Source organism: Salmonella sp. 3C, from assembly GCF_025426275.1.
Taxonomy (GTDB): Bacteria; Pseudomonadota; Gammaproteobacteria; order Enterobacterales; family Enterobacteriaceae; genus Salmonella; species Salmonella enterica.
The window spans coordinates 2906445-2930307 of sequence record NZ_CP104858.1 but is presented as its reverse complement, the minus strand read 5'-3'; the positions used below and the strand labels follow the sequence as shown (position 1 = coordinate 2930307).

Genomic DNA, 23863 nt, shown 5'->3' with positions numbered 1-23863 from the left:
GTTATGAATAAGCGCGATTAAGGGAAAAGAAAAACGTGTCAGCTAACGTTTCATGAAACGAATCGCTCTGTTTCATTGCAACATTTATGAAACACGTTTAAAACAAAAAATCGCCCCTTAAAGATGAACCTACTGCGATGACGACTGCCCACAGCGCTCCGCGCGATAATAGCGATAAACCGGTGATCTGGACGGTCTCCGTAACGCGTCTGTTCGAACTGTTTCGGGATATCAGCCTGGAATTCGATCATCTGGCGACCATCACGCCTATTCAACTCGGCTTTGAAAAGGCGGTGACCTACATTCGCAAAAAACTGGCGACCGAGCGCTGCGACGCGATTATCGCGGCGGGTTCGAATGGGGCCTATTTAAAAAGCCGCCTGTCAATACCGGTGATCCTCATCAAACCCAGCGGATTCGATGTATTACAGGCGCTGGCGAAAGCGGGAAAGCTCACCTCGTCTATCGGTATCGTGACCTATCAGGAGACCATTCCGGCGTTACTTGCCTTTCAGAAAACGTTTCACCTCCGTCTTGAACAGCGAAGCTATGTCACCGAAGAGGACGCGCGCGGGCAAATTAACGAACTTAAGGCCAACGGTATTGAGGCCGTCGTCGGCGCGGGATATGACCCGTCTGACACGGCGCCAGCGCGTGGATTACCCATCCGGCAAGGGATTACAAACCCGGTATGAACTGGGCGATATACGCGGCCAGTCGCCGCAAATGGAGCAGCTCCGCCAGACGATTACGCTCTATGCCCGCTCCCGTGCGGCAGTGCTGATTCAGGGGGAAACAGGGACCGGAAAAGAGCTGGCGGCGCAGGCGATTCACCAGACGTTTTTTCACCGCCAGCCTCACCGTCAGAATAAGCCATCCCCTCCCTTTGTCGCCGTCAATTGCGGCGCGATTACCGAGTCGTTGCTGGAAGCGGAACTGTTTGGTTATGAAGAGGGCGCGTTTACCGGTTCACGACGAGGAGGCCGGGCGGGGCTGTTTGAAATCGCACACGGCGGCACGCTGTTTCTGGATGAAATCGGCGAAATGCCCTTGCCGTTACAAACCCGACTTTTGCGCGTACTGGAGGAAAAAGCCGTCACTCGCGTCGGCGGACACCAGCCGATCCCGGTGGATGTCCGGGTGATCAGCGCTACGCATTGCGATCTGGATCGGGAGATAATGCAAGGACGTTTTCGCCCCGATCTCTTTTATCGCCTGAGTATTCTGCGTCTGACGCTTCCTCCTTTGCGCGAGCGGCAGGCTGATATTTTACCGCTGGCGGAAAGCTTTTTAAAACAGTCGCTGGCGGCGATGGAAATTCCGTTTACCGAATCGATACGTCATGGATTGACACAGTGTCAGCCGCTTTTGCTGGCCTGGCGCTGGCCCGGTAATATTCGCGAACTGCGTAATATGATGGAGCGCCTGGCGCTTTTTTTAAGCGTCGATCCCGCGCCAACGCTGGACAGGCAATTTATGCGGCAGTTATTACCTGAGCTTATGGTGAACACAGCAGAACTGACGCCTTCAACCGTGGATGCGCACACGTTACAGGATGTACTGGCGCGCTTTAAGGGCGATAAGAGCGCCACGGCGCGTTATCTGGGGATTAGCCGCACCACTCTGTGGCGTCGTTTAAAAGCTGGTGCCAAAGACCAGTCGGATAATTAAGACAAATGACAGCGTCCTGAATGCCTGATGGCGCTACGTTTACTGCAGGCCGTCATCCGGCAAAACGGATGACGGTTGCCTGGAATAAAAATACCCGCCGGAAACCCAGGCGGGTATTTTTATGATGCAACGCTTTTATTTCTTTTTATAAATATCAGCCGTACCATGAATTTTATTTTCTGTCTGCCCGGACGTCAGCACCACCACATCCGCCCCTTTTTCATCCGCCTTTTTGATTAAATCTTCTCTGGCGTCCAGCGGCGACATTTCCCCGGTGGTGGAAATCGTGCCAATTTTCGTGTATTCGGAGGCGACTTTATCAAAGTCCGTTTTTTTCATAATTTCTGCGGCATAAACGTTTGTCACAACAAACGCTAATGCGCCAAGCATAACCTTGTAGCCAGTTTTCATAGCAAAACCCTCGTTTTATTATTACGCCATCATCGCTTTATCAGAACAAAAAGGCCGTTCGGACTGATTAAATAAGTAGTGTAGATTGCTGGAAAAATCCAGTCAGCCCCCGCTCAGTCGGCGTAACAACGCGGATTAAAACGCCCCTGCTTTGTGATCTCACTCGCAATCATCTGGTTTGACTATTAATAAGATGAACGTTATTTCTTGAGGCTATGGGAAGAGTTGTCTATGGAGCCGTTTCATGCCGTTGTGCTTACCGTCAGTCTGTTTGTGTTAACCTTTTTTAATCCCGGCGCGAATCTGTTTGTGGTGGTGCAAACCAGCCTCGCATCAGGACGCCGGGCGGGAGTCATCACCGGCCTGGGCGTCGCCACGGGAGACGCCTTTTATTCCGGGCTGGGGCTTTTCGGTCTGGCGACGCTCATTACGCAATGCGAAGCGGTATTTTCTCTTATCAAAATTGTCGGCGGCGCCTATTTATTATGGTTCGCCTGGAACAGTATTCGCCACCAGGCGACGCCGCAAATGAGCACGCTCCAGACGCCGATTGCCGCCCCGTGGACAATTTTCTTTCGCCGGGGATTAATGACCGATTTATCCAATCCGCAAACCGTACTGTTTTTTATCAGTATTTTTTCCGTAACGCTTAGCGCAGAAACGCCCACATGGGCAAGGTTAATGGCCTGGGCCGGAATTGTGCTGTCATCCGTTATCTGGCGTATTTTTCTCAGCCAGGCCTTTTCGCTCCCCGCAGTCCGCCGCGCTTATGGGCGTATACAGCGCATTGCCAGCCGTGTTATCGGCGCCATTATCGGGATGTTTGCGCTCAGACTTCTCTATGAAGGCGTGACGCACCGCTAGTTTACCCGGTAGCCTTTGCTACCGGACGATAAGCGTTATCAAAACGCCCATGACACGCTGCCTACAATGCTACGCTCGGCGCCAAAATAACAATAAGAGAGCGAATTACAAGCAGCGACATAGCGTTTGTCCGTCAGGTTATTTACGTTGAGCTAGGCGCTCAAGCCATTTAACCCAATGCTGGATAAATCATACCCAACCACCATGTCGACCAGTGTATAGGACGACAACGTGTGGGTATTCAGGCGATCGCTGGTCACGCCGTTGACGTACCGGATGCCGGAGCCCAAAGTCAGCCCCTCTAACAGACCGCTTTTCACATCGTAGCTTAGCCAGGCGCTGGCCTGGTTCCGTGGAGCATAAACCGCGCGCTTACCCTGCTCTTGCGGGCTACTTTTCTTATAACGGATATCAGTATAGGTATACGCCGCCTGCAAACGGACACTATCCGACAAATGGCTAATGGCCTCCAGTTCCACCCCTTTAGACTCAATTTCACCAATAGAGCGGTACGGATCGGTAGGTTCTTCTTTGGTCGCGATATTGGTCTGGTTAATACGATACACGGCGGCGCTAAACTGGCTGTTCCCCCCCAGCGGTTCGTATTTTACCCCCGCCTCCCACTGCTTGCCTTTCATCGGTTCCAGCACATTGCCGTTTTCGTCGGCGAAGCTGGTCGGCGTAAACGCGGTAGAATAACTAAGATAGGGGGCGACGCCATTGTCGAACAGATAAAGCAACGCGGCACGGGTGCTGACGTTGTTTTTATCGAGATCGCTGCGTGAATCATGAAGTTTGTCGATGTTAGACACGCTGACCCGATCGTAACGACCGCCCAACGTAAAGCGCCAGCGATCCCATGACATCTGATCCTGTAAATAGTATCCGGTCTGCCGCAGCTTATGTTTTTCACGGCTATACAACGTAATGTAATCCGGCTGAGCGCCATAAACAGGGTTGAAAGCGTCAATCGGCGGAAACGCGCCATAATAGCCAGTAGTATGATTACTGCGATCCTGATAATCGATCCCCACCAGCAGACGATGATTAATCGCCCCGGTATCCACGCTGCCGTCGAGCTGATTATCCAGCGCGATAGCCGACATTTTCTCCCCAGAGCCGGAATAGCCGCGATTCAGCGCCGTTTCATTCAACCAACCTGCGGCATAGACCTGATTCAACGTCACTTTGGTATGCAAATAACGCAATTTTTGCCGTACCGACCAGCCGTTATCGAACAGATGCTCAATGTTATAACCCACCATATTTTCACGGCGATCGTATTTGTCGTAGTCATCTTCACCTTCAAAGAAAGTGTTAGAAATTTTTCTGCCGTTATAAGGTACAACCGTGCCTTGATAAGGCAGTCCGGAGTGGCTACCGCCTTCCGGATCACGGTGCAGATAGGCCATAAGATCAAGACGCGTCCGATCGGTAATTCGCCAGGTCAGGCTCGGCATCAGCGCATAACGTTCCTCTTTCAAGGGGGTAAACTGCGAATCGGCGTAACGTGTCATACCGCTAAGACGCGCCGCCACACGTTCATTGTCATCCAGTGGGCCGGTCACATCAAAAGCCGCCCCGCGCTGGTTGTGATTGCCGGCAAACAGCTTCACTTCTCCCCCGGCATCAAACGCCGGTTTTCGCGACGTCAACGCGACAATGCCGCCTGGCGATGAACGACCATACAGAACGGACGCCGGGCCGCGTACCACCTCGATATCTTCCAGAAACCAGGTGTCAACCACCAACGAACTGTGCGAATTGGTGTCGCCCATCATTTTTAACCCGTCGAGATAGACGTTATCCAGACTACCGTCCGAAAAACCACGCAATACGATGTAATCAAAGCGGTTAGAGGCGCCTATCTGGTTACTGTATACGCCTGGGGTGTAGCTGACCGCCTGACGCACGCTGGTTGCGCCCTGCTCTTCAAACTGCTGGCGGGTAATAATGGATACCGACTGCGGCGTTTCAATATCTGGCGTCGCCAGCTTGGTCGCGCCACTCTGAACGGGCGAGGTGACAATGACGGTATCATTTTTTGTGGTTTCCTGGGCAGAAAGAGGAAAAGTCGCGCCGCCGATAGCTCCGCCTATCAATAGCGCCATACGCGTTGTCGCAAACATGAACATCTCCAAAGGCATCTTTATTGTAAATAAGAATTATTACCTTTTAGAGATGACAGACCACTATGCGTAACGCCAGATTGCCTATGCGCAATGATAAAAAATCACCCAAAGCGGCAGAAAACCGGGTTAGCAGCGGATATTACCGTTCTGGCGGGGCGCGTTACGCACAGTGTCGGGACGCCGTCAGAGACGCGTCACGCAGCTCGCCGGGCGAGCAGCCATAACGCCGACGAAATGCCGTCGCAAAGTTTGTGGCATGTTGATAGCCTGACATCCAGGCGGCCTGCTGCACGCTGTATCCCTCCATCAGATAACGACGCGCGCGCGCCAGGCGGCAATCGCGCAGATAATCAAACACGGTACACCCATAGGCATGGCGAAACTTGCACCGCAGGCTACTTGGACTCATTGCCGCCCGACGCGCCAGTTCGTTCAGCGTGTAGGCTTTTTCCGGCGTCTGCTCCAGTAAACGCCGAATGAGCTCCAGCCGCTGGTATTCACCGGTGACGGGAAGCCCGCGTTTTTGCGTTGCGGGCTGACATAGATTTAGCGCATAGCCCAGCAATTGCAGCATGATGCCTTCCAGCATTAACTGGCGTGACGCCGCATGAGGTCCGGGCTGCTGCGCATAACGTAGCCCCGAAAGCAGAAACTCCGGCACCTGCCAGACCCTCGCCGAGGTTGCGCTATTTTCCCACTCGTCTGCCAGCGAGACAGGCAAACGCTCCCGCCATCCGCCGTCCGGGTACATTCCCAGCGACAAGGTGCGCAATTTACTGTCTGCGCCGTGATGGGCGCGTATCGTCTGCTGCTCACTCAGTTGCGAGCAAAACGCCATCCCCGCGCTCAACAAAAAGGTCTGCTCATTGACAGCCAGCGCGACGTTACCTTCCAACACCACCAGCATATACAGCGGACTGCTATGGCGAGAGGTGGTTTCATAAGGTTGTAACACGTGAACATCCGAGCGTGTAATGCAAATCCCGCCGGGAAGCGCTATCTCTTCGATATCGCCATGAAGTACGGGACTACTCTGCGTATACTGCGGTAACGCAGGGAAGCGGTAATCAATGCCATAACGCTCGCCAAACGCGATGAAGTCGCTGACGGAAAAGATCTTTTTCATCGCCGGGGCGGCGGAAGAGTGACAGGAGATCGGAGACATTATCAATACCGTTTATCTGCGTTATACCAGAGCGTTAGCCACTGTGTAACCATATCACTGCGGCCCGGGAACGACAATAAAGATGAGAATAATTATCAACCGCTATTGAGGGAAGAGATAAGGCGAGCAAACGTGATCGATAAACGCCGATCTGTCGATAAAAACGCGCTTTCGCCAGCGACGAAAGCGCGTCCGGGGGTATCAGTCAGGAGCGAAATCCTGCGGAGGTCATGAGCAGTCTGAACAACATTCCGACGCCCGCCAGCAGAAGCACGCTGGCGCACCATATCGCGACCATCCATACGACTCGCCGCGACCATTTTTTCACTTTAACCATCAGTGATATCCCTCTCCATGTCGCACTTTTCCACGGAAGACGTAGTAGCTCCAGAAGGTATAAGCCAGAATAATCGGGATGATTATCAGCGCCCCAACCAGCATAAAGCTTTGACTTTGCGGCGGCGCGGCGGCGGCATACAGCGAAATATCCGGTGGAATAATATTCGGCCAAATACTGATGCCTAACCCGCTGAACCCCAGAAAAATCAGCCCTAGCGTGAGAATAAATGGACGCGCATGGGATTCTGGTTTTTTCACGCTGCGCCATAGCCAGACGCTAAAAGCCAACACCAGCACAGGCACCGGCAGGAAGTAGTATAAATTGGGCAGCGTGAACCAGCGCCCGGCGATGTCGTCGTGGGTGAGCGGCGTCCACACGCTGACGCCTCCCATCACCAACAACAAGACGATCAACAACGGGCGCGACAGCGCGCACATCCGGCTATGCAGCGGATCTTCGCTTTTCATAATCAGCCAGGTAGCGCCCAGCAGCGCGTAGGTGACAACCAGACCGACGCCGCAGAACAGATTAAACGGCGTCAGCCAGTCAAGCTGCGAACCGCTAAAGGTTCGCCCTTCCACCTGAAAACCGCTCACCACCGCGCCCACCACAACTCCCTGGGCAAAGGTCGCCAGGATTGACCCGACGATAAAGGATTTATCCCAGAACGCGCGATGCGACTCGGTGGCTTTAAAACGGAATTCAAACGCGACGCCGCGAAAGATAAGACCAAGCAGCATAACCACCAGCGGGATAGTCAGCGCGTCGGTGATGACGGCATAAGCCAACGGGAACGCGCCAAAAAGCCCGGCCCCGCCCAGCACCAGCCAGGTTTCGTTCCCGTCCCATACCGGCGCGACCGAGTTCACCATAACATCGCGATCGTGTTTATCACGAATAAACGGAAACAGGATACCGACGCCCAGATCGAAACCATCCATCACGATATACATCAGCGTGGCGAACACGATAATAGCAAACCAGATAACCGGAAGATCGATGGTCATTCGCGTTTCTCCTGCTCAAGCGATTCTCCCACGGCAGAGATAGGACGCGCGGGTCTGCCATCGGTTTCAGCGGTCGGTGTCTCCGCCGGCTGCGGCCCTTTCTGGATAAGACGAATCATATAAATATAGCCAACCCCAAACACCAGAGAATAGACCACAAAGAAGGCCAGCAAACTGATGCTCATCTGCAAGGTGCTGTGCGCGGAAACCGCATCACGCGTTCGCAGCAGGCCATAGACCACCCACGGCTGACGTCCTACTTCAGTCGTCACCCATCCGGCAAGGATGGCGATAAGCCCGGACGGCCCCATCCACAGCGCAAAGTGCATAAAGGGCCGCGAATGATACAGTCGGCGTCGGTAGCGTAGCCACAGGCTGGCCAGCCCCAGGAAGATCATCAGTACGCCCATGCCCACCATCAGACGGAAAGACCAGAACACCACGGTAGAGTTGGGGCGATCCTCTTTGGGATAATCTTTTAGCGCAGGCACCTGTTTGTCCAGGCTATGCGTCAGGATCAGACTGCCCAACGCCGGGATCTCAAGCGCATAGCGGGTCCGTTCCGCCTCCATATCCGGCCAGCCTACCAGCGTAAGCGGCGTTGGCTCGCCGGGCGTATTTTCCCAGTGCCCCTCAATCGCGGCGATTTTGACCGGCTGATGCTTCAGGGTGTTAAGGCCGTGCATATCGCCAATCAATGCCTGAACGGGCGCCACCACGACCGCCATCCATAACGCCATCGAGAACATACGGCGGATAGCCGGCGTATCGTTACCTTTCAGTAAATGCCAGGCAGCGGACGCGCCGACAAACATCGCGCTACTTAAAAACGCCGCAACGGACATATGCAACAGGCGATACGGGAACGACGGGTTGAAAATCACCGCGAACCAGTCCACCGGGACCACCTGACCGTTATGAATTTCAAATCCCTGCGGGGTATGCATCCAGCTGTTAGACGCCAGAATCCAGAACGTCGACATTAACGTGCCCAACGCCACCATACAGGTAGACAAGAAATGCAGGCCCGGCCCGACTTTGTTCCAGCCAAAAAGCATCACGCCTAAGAATCCCGCTTCCAGGAAGAATGCGGTGAGCACTTCATAGGTTAATAAAGGCCCGGTGATACTGCCGGCGAACTGGGAAAAACCGCTCCAGTTCGTTCCGAACTGGTAAGCCATGACCAGACCGGAGACCACGCCCATCCCGAAGTTGACGGCAAAAATTTTGAGCCAGAACTGATAGAGCGAGCGCCAAACAGGATTACGCGTTTTTAGCCATAAACCTTCCAGTACCACCAGGTAACTGGCTAAGCCAATCGTAATCGCGGGGAAAATAATATGAAAAGAGACGGTAAAGGCAAACTGGAGTCTCGCTAAAAAGAATGCATCAAACTCCATGTTCCCTCCCGTTTATATATAGTCACTTCGTGTAAAATATTCACTGTTCGCAACCAGGTTGAAACGAAACGGTTATTTTCCCCAAACGTATAAACGTCGGGGAATATCCAGATAAATTACGATTTTTTTTGCGGTTGGCTGTCAGGCTTATCGCCCGACTCTGGCGCTTCGGAGGGGTCGTCTTTTTCGACAGCGAAACGGTAGTATCTATTTAGCATAACATGTCTCCCTTAGTTACATTCACTTGGCAATATCTACCTGGCCGTTATAAAAATAACGGCAAAACAAAAAAACAGCGTCTTCAAGACTATTTGCAATTTCAGCAAAATACGCTTAGCTGAAAGTTAAGAATAGACGTAAAACGATAACCTTCAAGTCAACGCAGTTTACGGGACGGGGGATTAGCACAGGGAGAATGACCGCAACGCTCGCTGCGCGGCGGCCATTTTATATGGTCTATCAAAAAGATAACCGTTAAGGTCCATTCAAACCCGTTAGTTTGCCTTCCCCTCAATCAAGCCATTGATGGTAGAAAATACCGCCGGCGCGCTGGTCGCTTCCGCAAACTCGACATTAATATTTTGCCGACGCAGCATATCGAAGAATTTACGTTGCGCATCAAGAATAACCTGATCGCCTACGCGCATATTTTCTGCTTTAGTTTCAACCAGTAAATAAACGCTGTCGGCGTCCTGACGCTCAATACGGTACACAAAATCCGGCGTAGTAGAGCCCCCCGTATATTTGGGGATCTGAATGGCCCGCTTAGGCAGTTTGCCAAACACAGAAACCTGTTGCGGATAATCGTATTTTAATAGCGGCAATTCTGGATCGACGCTGTCATAACGCAACGGCGGTATTTGATAGAGAGAACGAGGATCGTCTATCGCATTCTCATCCACATTTTTCCCCACAATTTCAGCGCTAATCTCCTCTCTGAACTGCCGTGCCGTGGAATCAAATACCGACGTTGAAGCCTGAAAATCGAGAGGCAGATAATCGTGGCGCTGCGCAAAATGCGCATTAATCCGCGTCTGTAATGCGCGGGTCATATTGTCCAACGAGATCTCGCTTAAATAGCGTGAATCTCCGTGCAAAACATCACGCAGCATCGCCATTAACACCGGGTGCAGGACGTTAACCGGCAGACTGGTGCGTAACGCCAGTTGCTTAAGAAAATGGCCATATTTCATGCCCGCCATAAATTCGCTGGCGGCTAATTCGCCTTCCCGCTGCGCCACTTCAAAACGGCCATTATCTTCATTCGATACCAGCCGTTGTTGAACCTGGCTTGGCTTCTGGCGTATATACAGCGCCGGATCGCGCAGCACCTCGGCGGCAATCTGTTCCAGAGACGCGCCGCTACGCTCGAATTGCAGCATATAACGGCGGGAAAACTGCTCCCAGATACTGCTAAGTTGTTCCCAATTCTCTTTGCGTAACCTGACTCGCAGTCGGGAGGCGGGCTTATTGTCACGAATGCGATCCGCTCGCACCCGCGCCTGCGTCAGCTCAGGGTAGAACTCCAGTAGCCACGCAAAGCCACTTTTGGTTCCCCCGTTAAGCGTGACGCTGGGTTTAAACTCATTACTCCGGTTGATCAGTTTTTTATCATCCAGATCTTCCAGCAAACGAAGCTCCGTAAACGCAGGATCGACTTTTTGTCGCTCGGTGACGATGAGTGTGATCATCGCCTCATCCAGCTTCTGCTCGTTAAGCTGAACTTTGCTGTCGCGATTAATCTCATCAACCAGCATACTGGCAAACGCTTTTTCATCATAACCAATCAGAAACGACAGTCGGGACGGCCACTCTTCCTGATGAACGCGATGGCCGTTTTCATCTACCGGTAGCCGCAGGCCGCGCCCCACTTCCTGAATTTTGCTCGACTCGCTACCGGAAGAACGTAATTTAGCAATGACAAAAACATTCGGGTTATCCCAGCCTTCGCGAAGCGTCCATTTTGAAAACAGAAAGCGGCGCGTTTCCCAGTTGCCGTGATGGTCTGAAAAACTGAGCAACTTCTCTTTATTTTTCAGAATATCATCTACCTCAGCCTGGATCGCCTCATCGCCGCTTCCGCGGTCTTCGCCAAAGTAACCAGCGTGGACGTTTTGGTTATCCGAGTGCAGGCTGGCGAGCGTGGCCTGCAGAAACGACAGATACTCCACTTCTCGCGGCAGGGTCTTGCGCTGATAATCGTCAATCAGTTGCGTCAGTTTCTTTTTCAGTAAACACTCAAACTTCAGTTTCAACCAACCTTCGTCATCACGATAGCTTTTAATACTGTCAATAAAGAAAAGGCTTAAGGTCTTAATACGCGGGGCATTATTTTCTGGCTCATTGCTGCGTAAGAAATTTGCCTGCTCGGTATCAAAATGCTTATCAATGGCGTCCTGAATAATCAGTTCCTGGTAGCTCGCGCCAAAGGTTCCTGGCACCAGCGCCATCCCTGCCTCCAGCTCCAGATCGTTCGACAACATTTTACTGCCGGCATATTCAATACTGCCTTCAAATCCTGCATCGACATCGGCGAGATTTTCGCCCACGCCAACCTCGGCAATTTTGCTCCCCCGTCGGAGGATTAATTTCTTTGCCGTGACGCTGTCAACGATATAACGATTGTTGGCCTGTTCTTCGGGGAGATTCGGGTAATAAATATCAATACCTTTCACCAAACCATCGTTAAAACTGTCCACCGCGTTGAGATCAAACTGCGGTTGCCGGCGATAGTAATCTTTACGTACACATTTATTTTTACCCTTACCTTCGACAATATCCGGGAAGGTAGCGCCAAAGCGGACGATCATTTGCGGCTGAATAGCCTGAATCGCTCGATAAAATTTGTTATCTCGCGCAAAACGATGCGGTTCATCAATAATGACCACCGGTCGCGTCATTTGCAGCCCTTTAACAGGCGACGTCAGCCCGCCCAGGAGCGTTTGATCGTAATCGTCTCGCGTCATACTGGCGGAATTGAGCATTTGCGCATTGATCAGCAAAACCTGAATCGTATGGCTATCACGACGGCTGGCATCAGTAAAACTTAATAGCTGGGCCGGAAAATTTTTACGCCCCGACTTTACTTTAAAATCACCGGCGTTGATGGTGCAAAGTTCCATCCGCGTATTTTCGTAGAACTGTGAAAAATGCTGTCTGGCGTAATCGCTGGTAATAAAGTTCCGCGCGCCTTCTTTAATGGCTGGCGTCGGCACCACCAGCACAAATTTGAAGAGGCCATACTTCTGATGCAATTCATACATCAACCGGGTATAGACATAGGTTTTACCCGTCCCGGTCTCCATTTTAACGTCAATATTGGCCTTATCGTCGTAACGTTCCTTAATCAGCGGATTAGCATAGTGATTATGATCGGCTTGCGCGTGATCGATACCGGTGAAACTCGCCAGAATCGCCGCTAACGCCTGTTCCTGATGGGGAAGTTCTTCCAGTAAAATATTCATCATCATCCCCTCTTAATAACGCTTCACCAGGTTCACTTTTTGATCAAGCTGTTTTAAGCCGATTTCCAGTTCACGAATGGATTCAAGGTCGAAAGAGTAGCCGTAAATGACAATGGTCTGAACCGGAAGCTGGTGCGTACCAATGTGGTTGAGAAGATCGCGGGTCTGCTCTGTTCCCCATCGTTCATCAATCAGATACAGGCGCGTATTATCAACATACCTGGCGCAATAGCCGGAAAAATCAACGGTCTGTACGTCAATATCCATTTTATAACCATCGGCGACCAGCCATGTCGTTAATAAGGTCTCTTCGCCGCTTGCGCCGCCCGGCACGCCCAATCCTCTGGCGGAAAAAGGATTGATCATGTCGGTAAATCCTGACTCGGTGAAAGCGGCCAGTTGACCGCTGGTATTGATAAAATGGCCGGTAGCAATATCGAAGCTATCCAGATCGTCCAGCGTCTGCTGTGTCGGAGTGGCAAAACGATAATGTTTAAAACCGAGATCGCTATTGGTCGCGGGATTGTTGGCGCGGATCTTCGCCGCAACGCGTGTAATTCGCTCGCGGCTGATTTCATCAATAGTGTTATAACCTGCTTTTTTCGCGATAGTGTTATTGCTTAATGCCTGATCGATAGTACACAGAATAAACGTGCGCTGCCCCCCATCTTCTTCATTCAGCGCCATTACCGCATGGGCCGTAGTGCCGGAACCGGCAAAAAAGTCCAGGACGACGCCGTCTTTATCGATAGCGAGCTTGATGATTTTCTTCAATAATGCGGTCGGTTTCGGCGTATCAAAAACGTTGTCGCCGAAGAGATCCAGAATCTCCTTTTTCCCCTCTTTATTCGACGCTACGTTATCCCAGTAATTGGTCGTTGGCTGCCCCTTACTGTGATGCGCGTACATGACTCGCTGGGGAATACCGCCGTTATCTTTGCCAAAATAGACCAGATTATCGGCCACCAGTTTTTGGTAACTGGCTTCAGGATAAGCCCATAGTCTTTCGTGTACCGTACCGTTCGGCGTGGTAATTTTATAGGTATAGCCGCCGCCGCTCAGCCCTTTTGACACCGTTAACGGCACCGGCCGCCATTTCCCTTCTGGAAACTGTTCGGTCGGTTCTTTATAGGATTTCTGAATATACTCTTTAGAAAGCGGTTCTAAACGTAAAGCGCCCTGACCGGTTTTGGCGTAAACAAGAATGTATTCCCCCTGGATGGAAACGTTATCAGAGTCGTTAGAAATCTCTTTTTTGCGCTTCCACATCACATTGGTGACAAATCCGCCTTCGCCAAAAATCTCATCCATCATTAATTTAAGATTGGCGTACTCATTATCGTCGATAGAGATAAAAATAAATCCGGTATCTTTCAGGAGCTTCCTGGCCAGGAAAAGACGCGGATACATGAAAGATAACCACGCGGAGTGCGTCGATTTACCCTGAATGGATTTTAAACGTGCCAGTTCGGTATCATTAAGACCAAACATATCCTGCAACGCCCGATCGCTATATTCAAAATGATCGGGATAGACAAACCCGTCCGATCCGGTGTTATAAGGGGGATCGATATAGATCATATCGACGGTATCGGCGTAATTATTTTGCAGATGGCGTAAAACATCCAGATTATCTCCGGTCAGAAAAAGATTATGGCTGTTTTTATTTTCTGCCAGAGTATTGTGTTCCACGTCAGGAACGATAACGGTAACGGATTTTTCACCCGCCTGTTTTTTTGCGTAATCTTTGCCAATAAAATCAATCTGATAACCGCTAGTCAGCTCATCAATATTACGCGCTTTCAGCGCGCGCTCAAATCTGGCGAGATCAAATCCGCCTTTCGCGATCAGTTCGCCCTGCTCGTTATAGCGATCGGCGGTAAAAAATTCCGGTAATGCACGTTGTAACTCAGACAGAAAGGCGCTATTCGGGGCAACAGACTCGTTGTGTTTTTGGTTATCTTTCAACATGATATCTTCGCTCCGTTGATAATTTTAAGGTGCAGCAATCAATTTCTTATAAAGAAAAAAGTAAGCGATGATTGTAATGGTCACGAACGGCAGATGCCATCATTAACCTTTGTTGTTCGTTGAAAGGGCGTGAAAACGACGGGAGGAAGGCGTGCTCCCGGCGACAGTATGCGCCAGGAGCGTAGTGTTTACGTGCGATGACTGATGGCCGACTCCGGGAGGGCGTCGCTATCTGTACCGGAGATGACGACTCCCCGGGGCTCGCGACCAAATGCCACAAATACACAGATTAAAATAGCCACCGCGCCAGCCACGATCGCCATTGCCAACCCGTAATTTCCGCCATGCGTTTCCGCGATGCGGGCCTGTAACGTCGCATTAACCGACGCCAGTAAATTACCGAGTTGGTAAACAAACCCTGGCAGCACGGCGCGCGCATTCGCCGGAACCAGCTCGTTCAGCCAGGTCGGCACGACTCCCCAGGCGCCCTGCACCATAAACTGCATCAGGAACGCGCCCAGGCCAATCGTGAATGATCCGCTGGAAAATGCCCATAGCGGGAGTACCGGAAGCGCAAGAAAGGCGGCGATCATGATCGCTTTTTTACGCCCAATACGTTCCGATAGCGTACCGTAGAAAATACCGCCGAGCATGGCGGCAATGTTATAAAAAATCGCAATGATACTGATCAGATGCGGATCAAAACCATGCTGCATCTTCAGGAAGGTAGGATAGAGATCCTGCGTGCCGTGACTGAAAAAGTTAAAGAACGCCATGACCAGCACCAGATACAGACACAACTTCCACTGTTTGCGCAGAACAGGAAGCAGCGCGGTATTCTCTTTACGCGCTCTGGCCGCCAGCCAGACGGGGGATTCCGGCACTTTAAACCAGATATAAGGCAGCAAGACAACAGGCAGGGCGCCAATCAGGAACATACCGCGCCAGCCTACCATACTGTAGAAGAGGCCAAAAATAACCGAGGCGAACAGATAGCCGCAGGGATAGCCCGCCTGAAAAATGCCCGACATCAGGCCACGCGAACGATCGGGAATGGTTTCCATCGCCAGTGATGACGCGACGCCCCATATCCCGCCCATCGCCACGCCGTACATGACCCGAAAAATCAGAAATGCCATGAAGGTGGGCGACCAGGCGGAAAGCAGTTCAAACACCGTAAAGAACAGAATATTGAGCATCAGTATCGGTCGACGTCCGTACTTTTCCGCCATTCGGCCAAATAGCAGCGCGCCAATGGGACGTACCGCTAGGGTCAGCATAATCGCAATGGAAACGTCCGATACGGAAGCGTGAAACCATTCGGCGAGATCGCTAAGTACAAAGACAAGGATAAAGAAATCAAACGCATCCAGCATCCAACTGGTAAAGCTGGCAAACGCCACATGTCGTTGTGTCGTCGTCCAGTTCAGGGGGGTGTACATAGGTAGTGTCCTGCATCAAAAAATAACATCAAGCTTTGAAGCGGGCGAAACGCTGGAGCGCTCCCGTCGTCAAAGCGACGTAACAAGGTAGCGTTGCGCTACTTATTTGTTATCTTTTTGTATATAGCAGGTAAAATGTTAGCAAAAATAGACAAATCATTACATATTATTAACAAAGCTTACTGGCACATGATTTGTCACATTTTTTATGGGGATTATCTCATGCAAAGGAAAGCGAAGCGTGGCTAGCGTATCGCGACCGGCCTGTCGCCAGACCGATCGCCATTGACGATTACCTCTCGCGCGGCGGGAAACCGGCCTTTTGCAGGGCGGCGGCAATCTGCTCCGCGGATAGCGACGTTTCAATGTCAACCAGACGCGTCGCCGGGTCGGTTCTCACCGTCGCATTAGCATCGAGAGTCAGAATCGTCTTTTTTACCGTACTGGCGCAGCCGCCGCAGGTCATGTCATCAATATGGAACTGCATAGTGAACTCCTTTTGTGTGGGAACTGTTGCCAGTCTGGGCCTTGTCAATGTTGGAAGGTCAAGCGTAATCTCAGGACTTACAGACGCTTTGCCAGTCCGTGGCGACGAGGACGGCGCAATACCGCTCCGGTACGCGCCTCCGGCTCGCTATCGTCAGGTTGTCCAAGCGTATGCAGAATGGGGCAATCTGGCAGCGCGTCGCCAGCGCAGCAGTGAATCAGCGCTTTGAGGGTTTGCGCCATGTGCTGCATGCTCTGGATGCGTCTGTCCAGTTCATCAATGTGCGTCTGCGCCAGGCGTTTGACGTCAGCGCTTTGCCGCGACTGGTTATTCCAAAGATTCAGTAAGTCGCTGATTTCAGCAACTGAAAAACCGAGGTCGCGCGCGCGGCGTATAAAATGCAATTGATTAACATCAGCCTGGGTATAGGCCCGATAGCCGGAATCCGTCCGACTTGCCGCGGGAATCAGACCAATCTGTTCATAGTAGCGAATCATTTTGGCCGAGACTTTCGATGCTTTAGCTGCTTTACCGATGTTCATGACGCTCCTCCTCGGGTCGTGGATGTGTCGGATGGGGTTGCCATCGGCGCCCGGAAACGGCGCAGCCGCAAAGCGTTGCCCAGCACGAACACGCTCGACATCGCCATCGCCCCTGCGGCGAATACCGGTGACAATAATATGCCCCAGACCGGAAATAGCGCGCCTGCCGCGACAGGAATCAGCGCCGTATTGTAAGCAAAGGACCAGAACAGATTCTGGTGGATATTGCGGATGGTCGCTTTAGACAGCGCGATAGCATTCGGCACGCCTTGCAGGTTGCCGGACATTAGTACGACGTCGGCGGATTCCACCGCCACATCGGTGCCGGTGCCAATCGCCAGCCCCACGTCGGACTCCGCCAGCGCTGGCGCATCGTTGATGCCATCGCCGACAAACGCCACCTGCCCATACGCCGCTTTCAGGCGCCGTATCGCCTCGACTTTCCCTTCTGGCAATACCTCGGCAACCACATCATCAATTCCTAACTGTCTGGCGATAGCCTGTGCCGTGCGGGCATTATCGCCAGTGATCATGGCGACCTTAATGCCGAGCTGATGTAAAGCGTTAATTGCGGCGGGCGTACTGGGTTTGATCGGATCGGCCACGGCGATAATCGCCGCCAGTTGACCGTCAATAGCCGCATAGAGCGGCGATTTCCCTTCCTGCCCTAACCGTTCGGCGGTGGTGGCGAAGCCGCTAATATCCACGCCAATTTCGCGCATATAGCGATCGGCCCCCACGTCAACACGCGTACCGTCAACGGTAGCGTATACGCCCATCCCGGTCACCGATTCGAAGCCGTTCATGCCTGGTAGCGCGATCCCTTCCTCTTCTGCCGACACGACAATCGCACGGGCAATCGGATGCTCTGAACGCGATTCTACCGCCGCGACTTTCGCCAGCACCTCACGGCGCTCAAAGCCGCTGGCCACGTCGAGATCGGTCAGTACCGGGCGGCCTTCGGTAAGCGTCCCGGTTTTGTCTACGGCCACCACCTTAGCGTCTTTGAGTAGCTGTAACGCCTCCCCCTTACGGAACAGCACGCCCATTTCCGCCCCACGACCGGTTCCCACCATAATGGAGGTCGGCGTCGCCAGGCCCATCGCGCAAGGACAGGCGATAATCAGAACCGCAACGCCATTGATCAGAGCGAAAGTCAGCGCAGGCGACGGCCCAAACGCCAGCCATACCACAAAGGTCAGCGCAGCAATAAGCATCACCATCGGGACAAACCACAGTGTCACTTTATCCACGACAGCCTGAATCGGCAGTTTTGAACCCTGCGCCTGTTCCACCAGACGAATGATTTGCGCCAGCATGGTCTGTCCACCGACGGCGGTCGCCCGCACCGTGAGCGCGCCTTTTTGGTTGACGGTACCGCCCACCACCGCGCTTCCTGCGGATTTCTCAACCGGTATCGGTTCGCCGGTAATCATCGACTCGTCAACGAAGCTGCGGCCTTCGGTCACTTCGCCGTCAACCGGGATCCGCTCGCCTGGCCGAACCTCCACACAGTCGCCCAGCACAACCTCGTCGACAGGGATATCCACGATGCGGCCCTCGCGTAACACATGCGCGACCCGCGCCTGTAGCCCCACCAGACGTTTAATCGCTTCGGAAGTCCGCCCCTTCGCCCTTGCCTCCAGAAAGCGCCCCAGCAGAATAAGCGCGACAATCACTGCGGCGGCCTCGTAATAGACGTTTACCGTCCCTTCAGGCAACAGGTCGGGCGTAAAGGTCGCCACCAGCGAGTAGCCGAACGCCGCTGCGGTTCCCACGGCGACCAGCGAGTTCATGTCCGGCGCCAGACGCGCCAGCGCCGGAAACCCTTTAAGGTAAAAACGGCGACCGGGGATCGTCAGCACCAACAGGGTCAGTGCAAATTGCCAGTACCAGCTTTGTTGCAGGCCAATCGTTTTTATCACCCACTCGTGCATACCAGGAATAAGGTGCGAACCCATTTCAAGCACAAAAACGGGGAGCGCCAGCACGCTGGCGAGAATCAGATCGCGCTTCAGCCTGACGCGCTCGGCCTCTTTTTTCTCTTCAGAGTCGTCTTCACCCTGCCCCGCCGTCTCTATCGGTCGCGCCTCATACCCCGTTTTTTCAATCGCCGCGATCACCGCCTCCGCCGACGCCGTCCCGCGGACGGTGGCGCGCTCCGTCGCCAGATTCACCGTAGCGTCCGTTACGCCAGGCACAGCCTTAATACCTTTTTCAACGCGAGCGACGCACGACGCGCAGGTCATACCTTCAATAAGCAAGCTTATCGTGTCGTGACGATTTTCTGACTGACTCATGACGAGTTCCCCATCCTGACTATTCGGTATCAGAAAGCCTAAAGCTTGCCATTGTGGGAAGGTCAAGCGTATTCAGGCTGCACGGTTCGGCGAGAATGTGAGATGGCTCATAAAAGAGGATGATGCGAGACATTTACGCCACGATGCCGACCCACGCCCCGTAAAAACCCGTCAGGAACGCTTGACCTTTCCTTCGTTGTAACGCCTAGCCTTTGCCAAAAATTCTGCGGCAGCGTTGCGGAATGGCCGACACGCTGCGGTAAAGAGGGAAACGACATGCGTAGAACATTCAAAATTATGTTGATAGCCGGCGTCATCGCCGCCAGCGGGGGCGTGATTTACATGGCCGGCGAAGCACTATGGGATAAAGACAACGCCGTCGGACCACCGGCCAGCGCGCCGCCTCCACCGTCGGTACCGGTTGCTAAAGCCCTTAGCCGCACACTCGCGCCTACGGCGGTATTCACCGGTTTTCTGGCCGCGCCGGAGACCGTGGAGCTGCGTTCGCGCGTGGGAGGAACCCTTGACGCCGTCAGCGTTCCGGAAGGACGTCTGGTAAGCCGCGGACAACTGCTGTTCCAGATCGATCCGCGCCCGTTCGAGGTCGCCCTCGACACCGCCGTCGCGCAATTACGTCAGGCTGAAGTACTGGCCCGCCAGGCGCAGGCGGATTTCGATCGCATTCAACGACTGGTCGCCAGCGGCGCCGTATCACGTAAAAACGCTGACGATGTCACCGCCACGCGTAATGCGCGACAGGCGCAGATGCAATCGGCCAAAGCCGCCGTCGCCGCAGCGCGCCTTGAACTCTCCTGGACCCGTATTACCGCGCCCATTGCCGGACGCGTTGACCGCATACTGGTGACCCGGGGCAATCTGGTCAGCGGCGGCGTAGCGGGTAACGCCACGCTTCTGACGACTATCGTGTCTCACAATCCCATGTATGTGTATTTCGATATTGACGAAGCCACCTGGCTGAAGGCGTTACGACATACCCGCTCCGACAAAAATCCACCGGTAGTCAACATGGGGTTAACCACCGATAACGGGCTGCCTTATCAGGGCGTACTCGACTTTATGGGCAATCAGATGAACCGCAGCACCGGCACTATCCGGGCGCGCGCCGTGATTCCTGACCCCGACGGAATGCTTTCTCCCGGCCTGTTTGCCCGAATCAGTTTGCCCATCGGCGAGCCGCGGGAAACCGTGCTAATTGACGATCTGGCGGTGAGCGCCGATCAGGGCAAAAACTATGTGCTGATCGTCGGCAAGGAGAATCAGGTGGAGTATCGTCCGGTTGAGCTGGGACAAATGGTCGATGGACTCCGCGTCGTTACACAGGGAGTACAGCCGGGAGAAAAAATCATCCTCAAGGGGCTGGTGCGTCCTGGCATGACCGTTGCGCCGCGTCTGGTGCCGATGCGACAGAATGTGACCGACAAACAGACCGCGACATTGACTAAAGCGGACGGCGACAGTGCGCCGAAGGCGGTGCGCCAATGAAATTCACCCACTTTTTCATTGCACGCCCCATCTTCGCCATCGTCCTGTCGCTGTTAATGCTGCTGGCTGGCGCTATCGCCTTTTTAAAACTGCCGCTGAGTGAATATCCGGCCGTTACGCCGCCCACGGTACAGGTTAGCGCCAGCTACCCCGGCGCTAACCCGCAAGTGATTGCCGATACGGTAGCCGCGCCGCTGGAACAGGTGATCAACGGCGTTGACGGCATGTTGTATATGAATACCCAGATGGCCATTGATGGTCGCATGGTTATCTCTATCGCCTTCGAACAGGGAACCGATCCTGATATGGCGCAAATTCAGGTGCAAAACCGGGTATCCCGCGCGCTGCCTCGCCTGCCCGAAGAAGTCCAGCGAATTGGCGTTGTAACGGAGAAAACGTCCCCCGATATGTTGATGGTGGTTCATCTTGTCTCGCCGCAAAAACGCTATGACTCGCTTTACCTGTCTAACTTCGCCATCCGGCAGGTTCGCGACGAACTGGCCCGTTTACCCGGCGTCGGCGATGTTCTCGTCTGGGGCGCGGGCGAGTACGCCATGCGCGTCTGGCTGGACCCGGCGAAAATCGCCAACCGCGGTCTTACCGCCAGTGATATCGTTACGGCGTTGCGGGAACAAAACGTACAGGTCGCCGCCGGTTCCGTCGGGCAACAGCCGGAGGCCTCCGCCGCTTTTCAGATGACGGTAAACACGCTGGGCCGCCTGACCAGCGAAGAACAGTTCGGCGAGATTGTGGTAAAAATCGGCGCTGACGGCGAGGTGACGCGTCTGCGTGATATCGCCCGCGTCACGCTGGGCGCAGATGCCTATACGCTGCGCAGTTTACTGAATGGCGAAGCGGCGCCAGCGTTACAGATTATTCAAAGTCCGGGCGCCAATGCAATTGACGTATCTAACGCGATTCGCGGCAAAATGGATGAGTTGCAGCAAAACTTCCCGCAGGATATCGAATACCGGATTGCCTATGATCCTACGGTCTTCGTGCGCGCATCGCTACAATCGGTGGCGATTACGTTGCTGGAAGCCCTCGTGCTGGTCGTCCTTGTCGTGGTGCTGTTCCTGCAAACCTGGCGGGCGTCCATTATTCCTCTGGTGGCGGTTCCCGTTTCGCTGGTCGGCACCTTTGCCTTGATGCACCTGTTTGGCTTTTCGCTGAATACGCTTTCGCTGTTTGGTTTGGTCCTGTCGATAGGCATCGTTGTCGATGACGCCATCGTTGTGGTCGAAAACGTGGAACGGCATATCTCGCAGGGCAAAAGTCCCGGAGAGGCGGCAAAGAAGGCGATGGATGAAGTCACTGGTCCCATTCTTTCTATTACCTCGGTGCTGACGGCGGTCTTTATCCCTTCCGCATTCCTGGCGGGCCTGCAGGGTGAGTTTTATCGTCAGTTCGCGTTGACCATCGCTATTTCGACCATCCTTTCGGCCATTAACTCGCTGACGCTCTCCCCTGCGCTGGCCGCCATTTTGCTAAGACCGCACCACGATACTGCCAAGGCTGACTGGCTAACGCGGTTGATGGGCACGTTCACTGGCGGTTTTTTCCATCGCTTTAACCGTTTCTTCGACAGCGCGTCGAACCGCTATGTTAGCACCGTCCGTCGGGCCGTCCGCGGCAGCGTCATTGTGATGGTGCTCTATGCTGGCTTTGTGGGGCTGACCTGGCTTGGCTTCCATCAGGTGCCGAACGGGTTTGTGCCTGCGCAGGATAAATACTATCTCGTCGGCATCGCCCAGCTCCCAAGCGGCGCATCGTTGGATCGCACAGAGGCGGTCGTGAAACAAATGTCCGCTATCGCGCTGGCGGAACCCGGCGTTGAAAGCGTCGTCGTCTTCCCCGGTCTGTCGGTTAACGGCCCGGTAAATGTGCCAAATTCGGCGCTGATGTTCGCCATGCTGAAACCCTTTGACGAGCGTGAAGATCCTTCGCTTTCCGCTAACGCTATCGCCGGAAAGCTAATGCACAAATTTAGCCACATTCCCGACGGGTTTATTGGTATCTTCCCGCCGCCGCCGGTTCCAGGGCTTGGCGCGACGGGCGGCTTTAAATTGCAGATTGAAGATCGTGCGGAACTGGGATTTGAAGCGATGACAAAGGTGCAAAGCGAGATTATGTCTAAGGCGATGCAGACGCCCGAACTGGCCAATATGCTGGCCAGTTTCCAGACGAACGCCCCGCAATTACAGGTGGATATCGACCGGGTGAAGGCGAAATCAATGGGGGTATCGCTCACCGACATCTTTGAAACGTTGCAAATTAACCTCGGCTCGCTTTACGTCAACGATTTCAACCGATTTGGCCGTACCTGGCGGGTGATGGCGCAGGCCGATGCGCCATTCCGTATGCAGCAAGAGGATATCGGCCTGCTTAAAGTCCGCAATGCGAAGGGCGAGATGATCCCGCTTAGCGCTTTCGTCACGATTATGCGCCAGTCGGGGCCGGACAGAATCATCCATTACAACGGCTTCCCCTCGGTAGATATTAGCGGTGGACCGGCTCCGGGCTTCTCCTCCGGACAGGCGACGGACGCGATTGAAAAGATCGTGCGTGAAACGTTACCGGAAGGGATGGTCTTCGAATGGACCGATCTGGTTTATCAGGAAAAACAGGCCGGCAACTCTGCGCTTGCTATCTTTGCGCTGGCGGTGCTGCTGGCCTTCCTGATCCTGGCGGCGCAGTACAACAGTTGGTCGCTGCCCTTCGCCGTCCTGCTTATTGCGCCTATGTCATTACTCTCAGCCATTGTCGGCGTGTGGGTATCTGGCGGAGATAACAATATCTTTACGCAGATTGGTTTCGTGGTGCTGGTCGGCCTGGCGGCCAAGAACGCCATTTTGATTGTCGAGTTTGCCCGCGCCAAAGAACACGAAGGCGCAGACCCGCTGACCGCCGTACTGGAAGCGTCCCGCCTGCGTCTGCGTCCTATCCTGATGACCTCATTCGCCTTTATCGCAGGCGTAGTACCGCTGGTACTCGCGACGGGTGCCGGCGCGGAAATGCGACATGCGATGGGCATCGCCGTGTTTGCCGGCATGTTGGGCGTCACGCTCTTCGGCCTGTTATTGACGCCTGTGTTTTACGTGGTGGTTCGCAGGATGGCATTAAAGCGTGAGAACCGCGTTGATTCACATGATCAGCAAGCATAA

16 protein-coding genes and 2 pseudogenes are annotated in these 23863 nt (G+C 53.6%); 4 read left to right on the top strand and 14 right to left on the bottom strand.

The annotated features are described in order from the left end of the window. Positions 1–137 precede the first annotated feature (137 nt). Positions 138–1671, top strand: a pseudogene (locus N7E69_RS13810) (sigma-54-dependent Fis family transcriptional regulator). Between the two features lie 135 nt (positions 1672–1806). Here the strand turns inward: N7E69_RS13810 and yahO are convergent. Continuing rightward, entirely contained in the window at positions 1807–2082 is a 276-nt protein-coding gene (gene yahO / locus N7E69_RS13805) for a DUF1471 family periplasmic protein YahO (protein WP_000848026.1), read from the bottom strand. A 231-nt stretch (positions 2083–2313) separates the two neighbouring features. Here yahO and N7E69_RS13800 point away from each other — a divergent pair, with 231 nt between their 5' ends. Then, positions 2314–2946, top strand: coding sequence for a LysE family transporter (locus N7E69_RS13800; protein WP_000433131.1), 633 nt, complete (start codon positions 2314–2316; stop codon positions 2944–2946). A 38-nt stretch (positions 2947–2984) separates the two neighbouring features. Here N7E69_RS13800 and foxA read toward each other — a convergent pair. The 13 genes and pseudogenes from foxA to golT form a co-directional block, all read right to left on the bottom strand. Next, a pseudogene (gene foxA / locus N7E69_RS13795) lies at positions 2985–5093 on the bottom strand (ferrioxamine B receptor FoxA). 145 nt (positions 5094–5238) lie between these two features. Further along, positions 5239–6243, bottom strand: a complete 1005-nt coding sequence (gene foxR / locus N7E69_RS13790; protein WP_000074605.1) for a ferrioxamine uptake transcriptional regulator FoxR — start codon at positions 6241–6243, stop codon at positions 5239–5241. A gap of 95 nt (positions 6244–6338) precedes the next feature. Further along, complete coding sequence (locus N7E69_RS24480; RefSeq protein WP_229023857.1) at positions 6339–6530, bottom strand: hypothetical protein; 192 nt, start codon at positions 6528–6530, stop codon at positions 6339–6341. Then, positions 6449–6634, bottom strand: a complete 186-nt coding sequence (locus N7E69_RS13785; RefSeq protein ID WP_305954967.1) for a DUF2474 domain-containing protein — start codon at positions 6632–6634, stop codon at positions 6449–6451. Before N7E69_RS13785 ends, N7E69_RS24480 begins: the two co-directional genes overlap by 82 nt. Then, positions 6580–7590: a cytochrome d ubiquinol oxidase subunit II gene (gene cydB / locus N7E69_RS13780; protein WP_000151049.1), complete on the bottom strand. Its 1011-nt coding sequence runs from the start codon at positions 7588–7590 to the stop codon at positions 6580–6582. Before cydB ends, N7E69_RS13785 begins: the two co-directional genes overlap by 55 nt. Beyond that, complete coding sequence (locus N7E69_RS13775) at positions 7587–8990, bottom strand: cytochrome ubiquinol oxidase subunit I (protein WP_000393711.1); 1404 nt, start codon at positions 8988–8990, stop codon at positions 7587–7589. Before N7E69_RS13775 ends, cydB begins: the two co-directional genes overlap by 4 nt. Before the next feature lie 116 nt (positions 8991–9106). Then, positions 9107–9208, bottom strand: coding sequence for a small effector SsaA (ssaA, locus tag N7E69_RS13770; RefSeq protein WP_000934834.1), 102 nt, complete (start codon positions 9206–9208; stop codon positions 9107–9109). Between the two features lie 276 nt (positions 9209–9484). Continuing rightward, positions 9485–12457 carry a type III restriction-modification system endonuclease gene (locus N7E69_RS13765; protein WP_077906640.1) on the bottom strand — a complete coding sequence of 991 codons (2973 nt, stop codon included), beginning with the start codon at positions 12455–12457 and terminating at the stop codon, positions 9485–9487. 9 nt (positions 12458–12466) lie between these two features. Then, entirely contained in the window at positions 12467–14425 is a 1959-nt protein-coding gene (locus N7E69_RS13760; protein ID WP_000910371.1) for a site-specific DNA-methyltransferase, read from the bottom strand. 188 nt (positions 14426–14613) lie between these two features. Then, entirely contained in the window at positions 14614–15867 is a 1254-nt protein-coding gene (locus N7E69_RS13755; RefSeq protein ID WP_000288501.1) for an MFS transporter, read from the bottom strand. A gap of 292 nt (positions 15868–16159) precedes the next feature. After that, entirely contained in the window at positions 16160–16354 is a 195-nt protein-coding gene (gene golB, locus N7E69_RS13750) for a gold resistance metallochaperone GolB (RefSeq protein WP_001159469.1), read from the bottom strand. Positions 16355–16431: 77 nt separating this feature from the next. Further along, positions 16432–16896, bottom strand: a complete 465-nt coding sequence (gene golS / locus N7E69_RS13745; RefSeq protein WP_001020586.1) for an Au(I) sensor transcriptional regulator GolS — start codon at positions 16894–16896, stop codon at positions 16432–16434. After that, positions 16893–19196, bottom strand: a complete 2304-nt coding sequence (golT, locus tag N7E69_RS13740) for a gold/copper-translocating P-type ATPase GolT (protein WP_000083303.1) — start codon at positions 19194–19196, stop codon at positions 16893–16895. The genes golS and golT overlap by 4 nt, the downstream gene beginning before the upstream one ends. A gap of 276 nt (positions 19197–19472) precedes the next feature. Between golT and mdsA the strand changes: the two genes are divergently transcribed. Both mdsA and mdsB read left to right on the top strand, forming a co-directional pair. Next, complete coding sequence (mdsA, locus tag N7E69_RS13735) at positions 19473–20699, top strand: multidrug efflux RND transporter periplasmic adaptor subunit MdsA (RefSeq protein ID WP_001254863.1); 1227 nt, start codon at positions 19473–19475, stop codon at positions 20697–20699. Beyond that, the gene (gene mdsB, locus N7E69_RS13730; RefSeq protein ID WP_000673145.1) at positions 20696–23863 is read left to right on the top strand and encodes a multidrug efflux RND transporter permease subunit MdsB; all 3168 of its coding nucleotides are present in this window, start codon (positions 20696–20698) and stop codon (positions 23861–23863) included. Before mdsA ends, mdsB begins: the two co-directional genes overlap by 4 nt.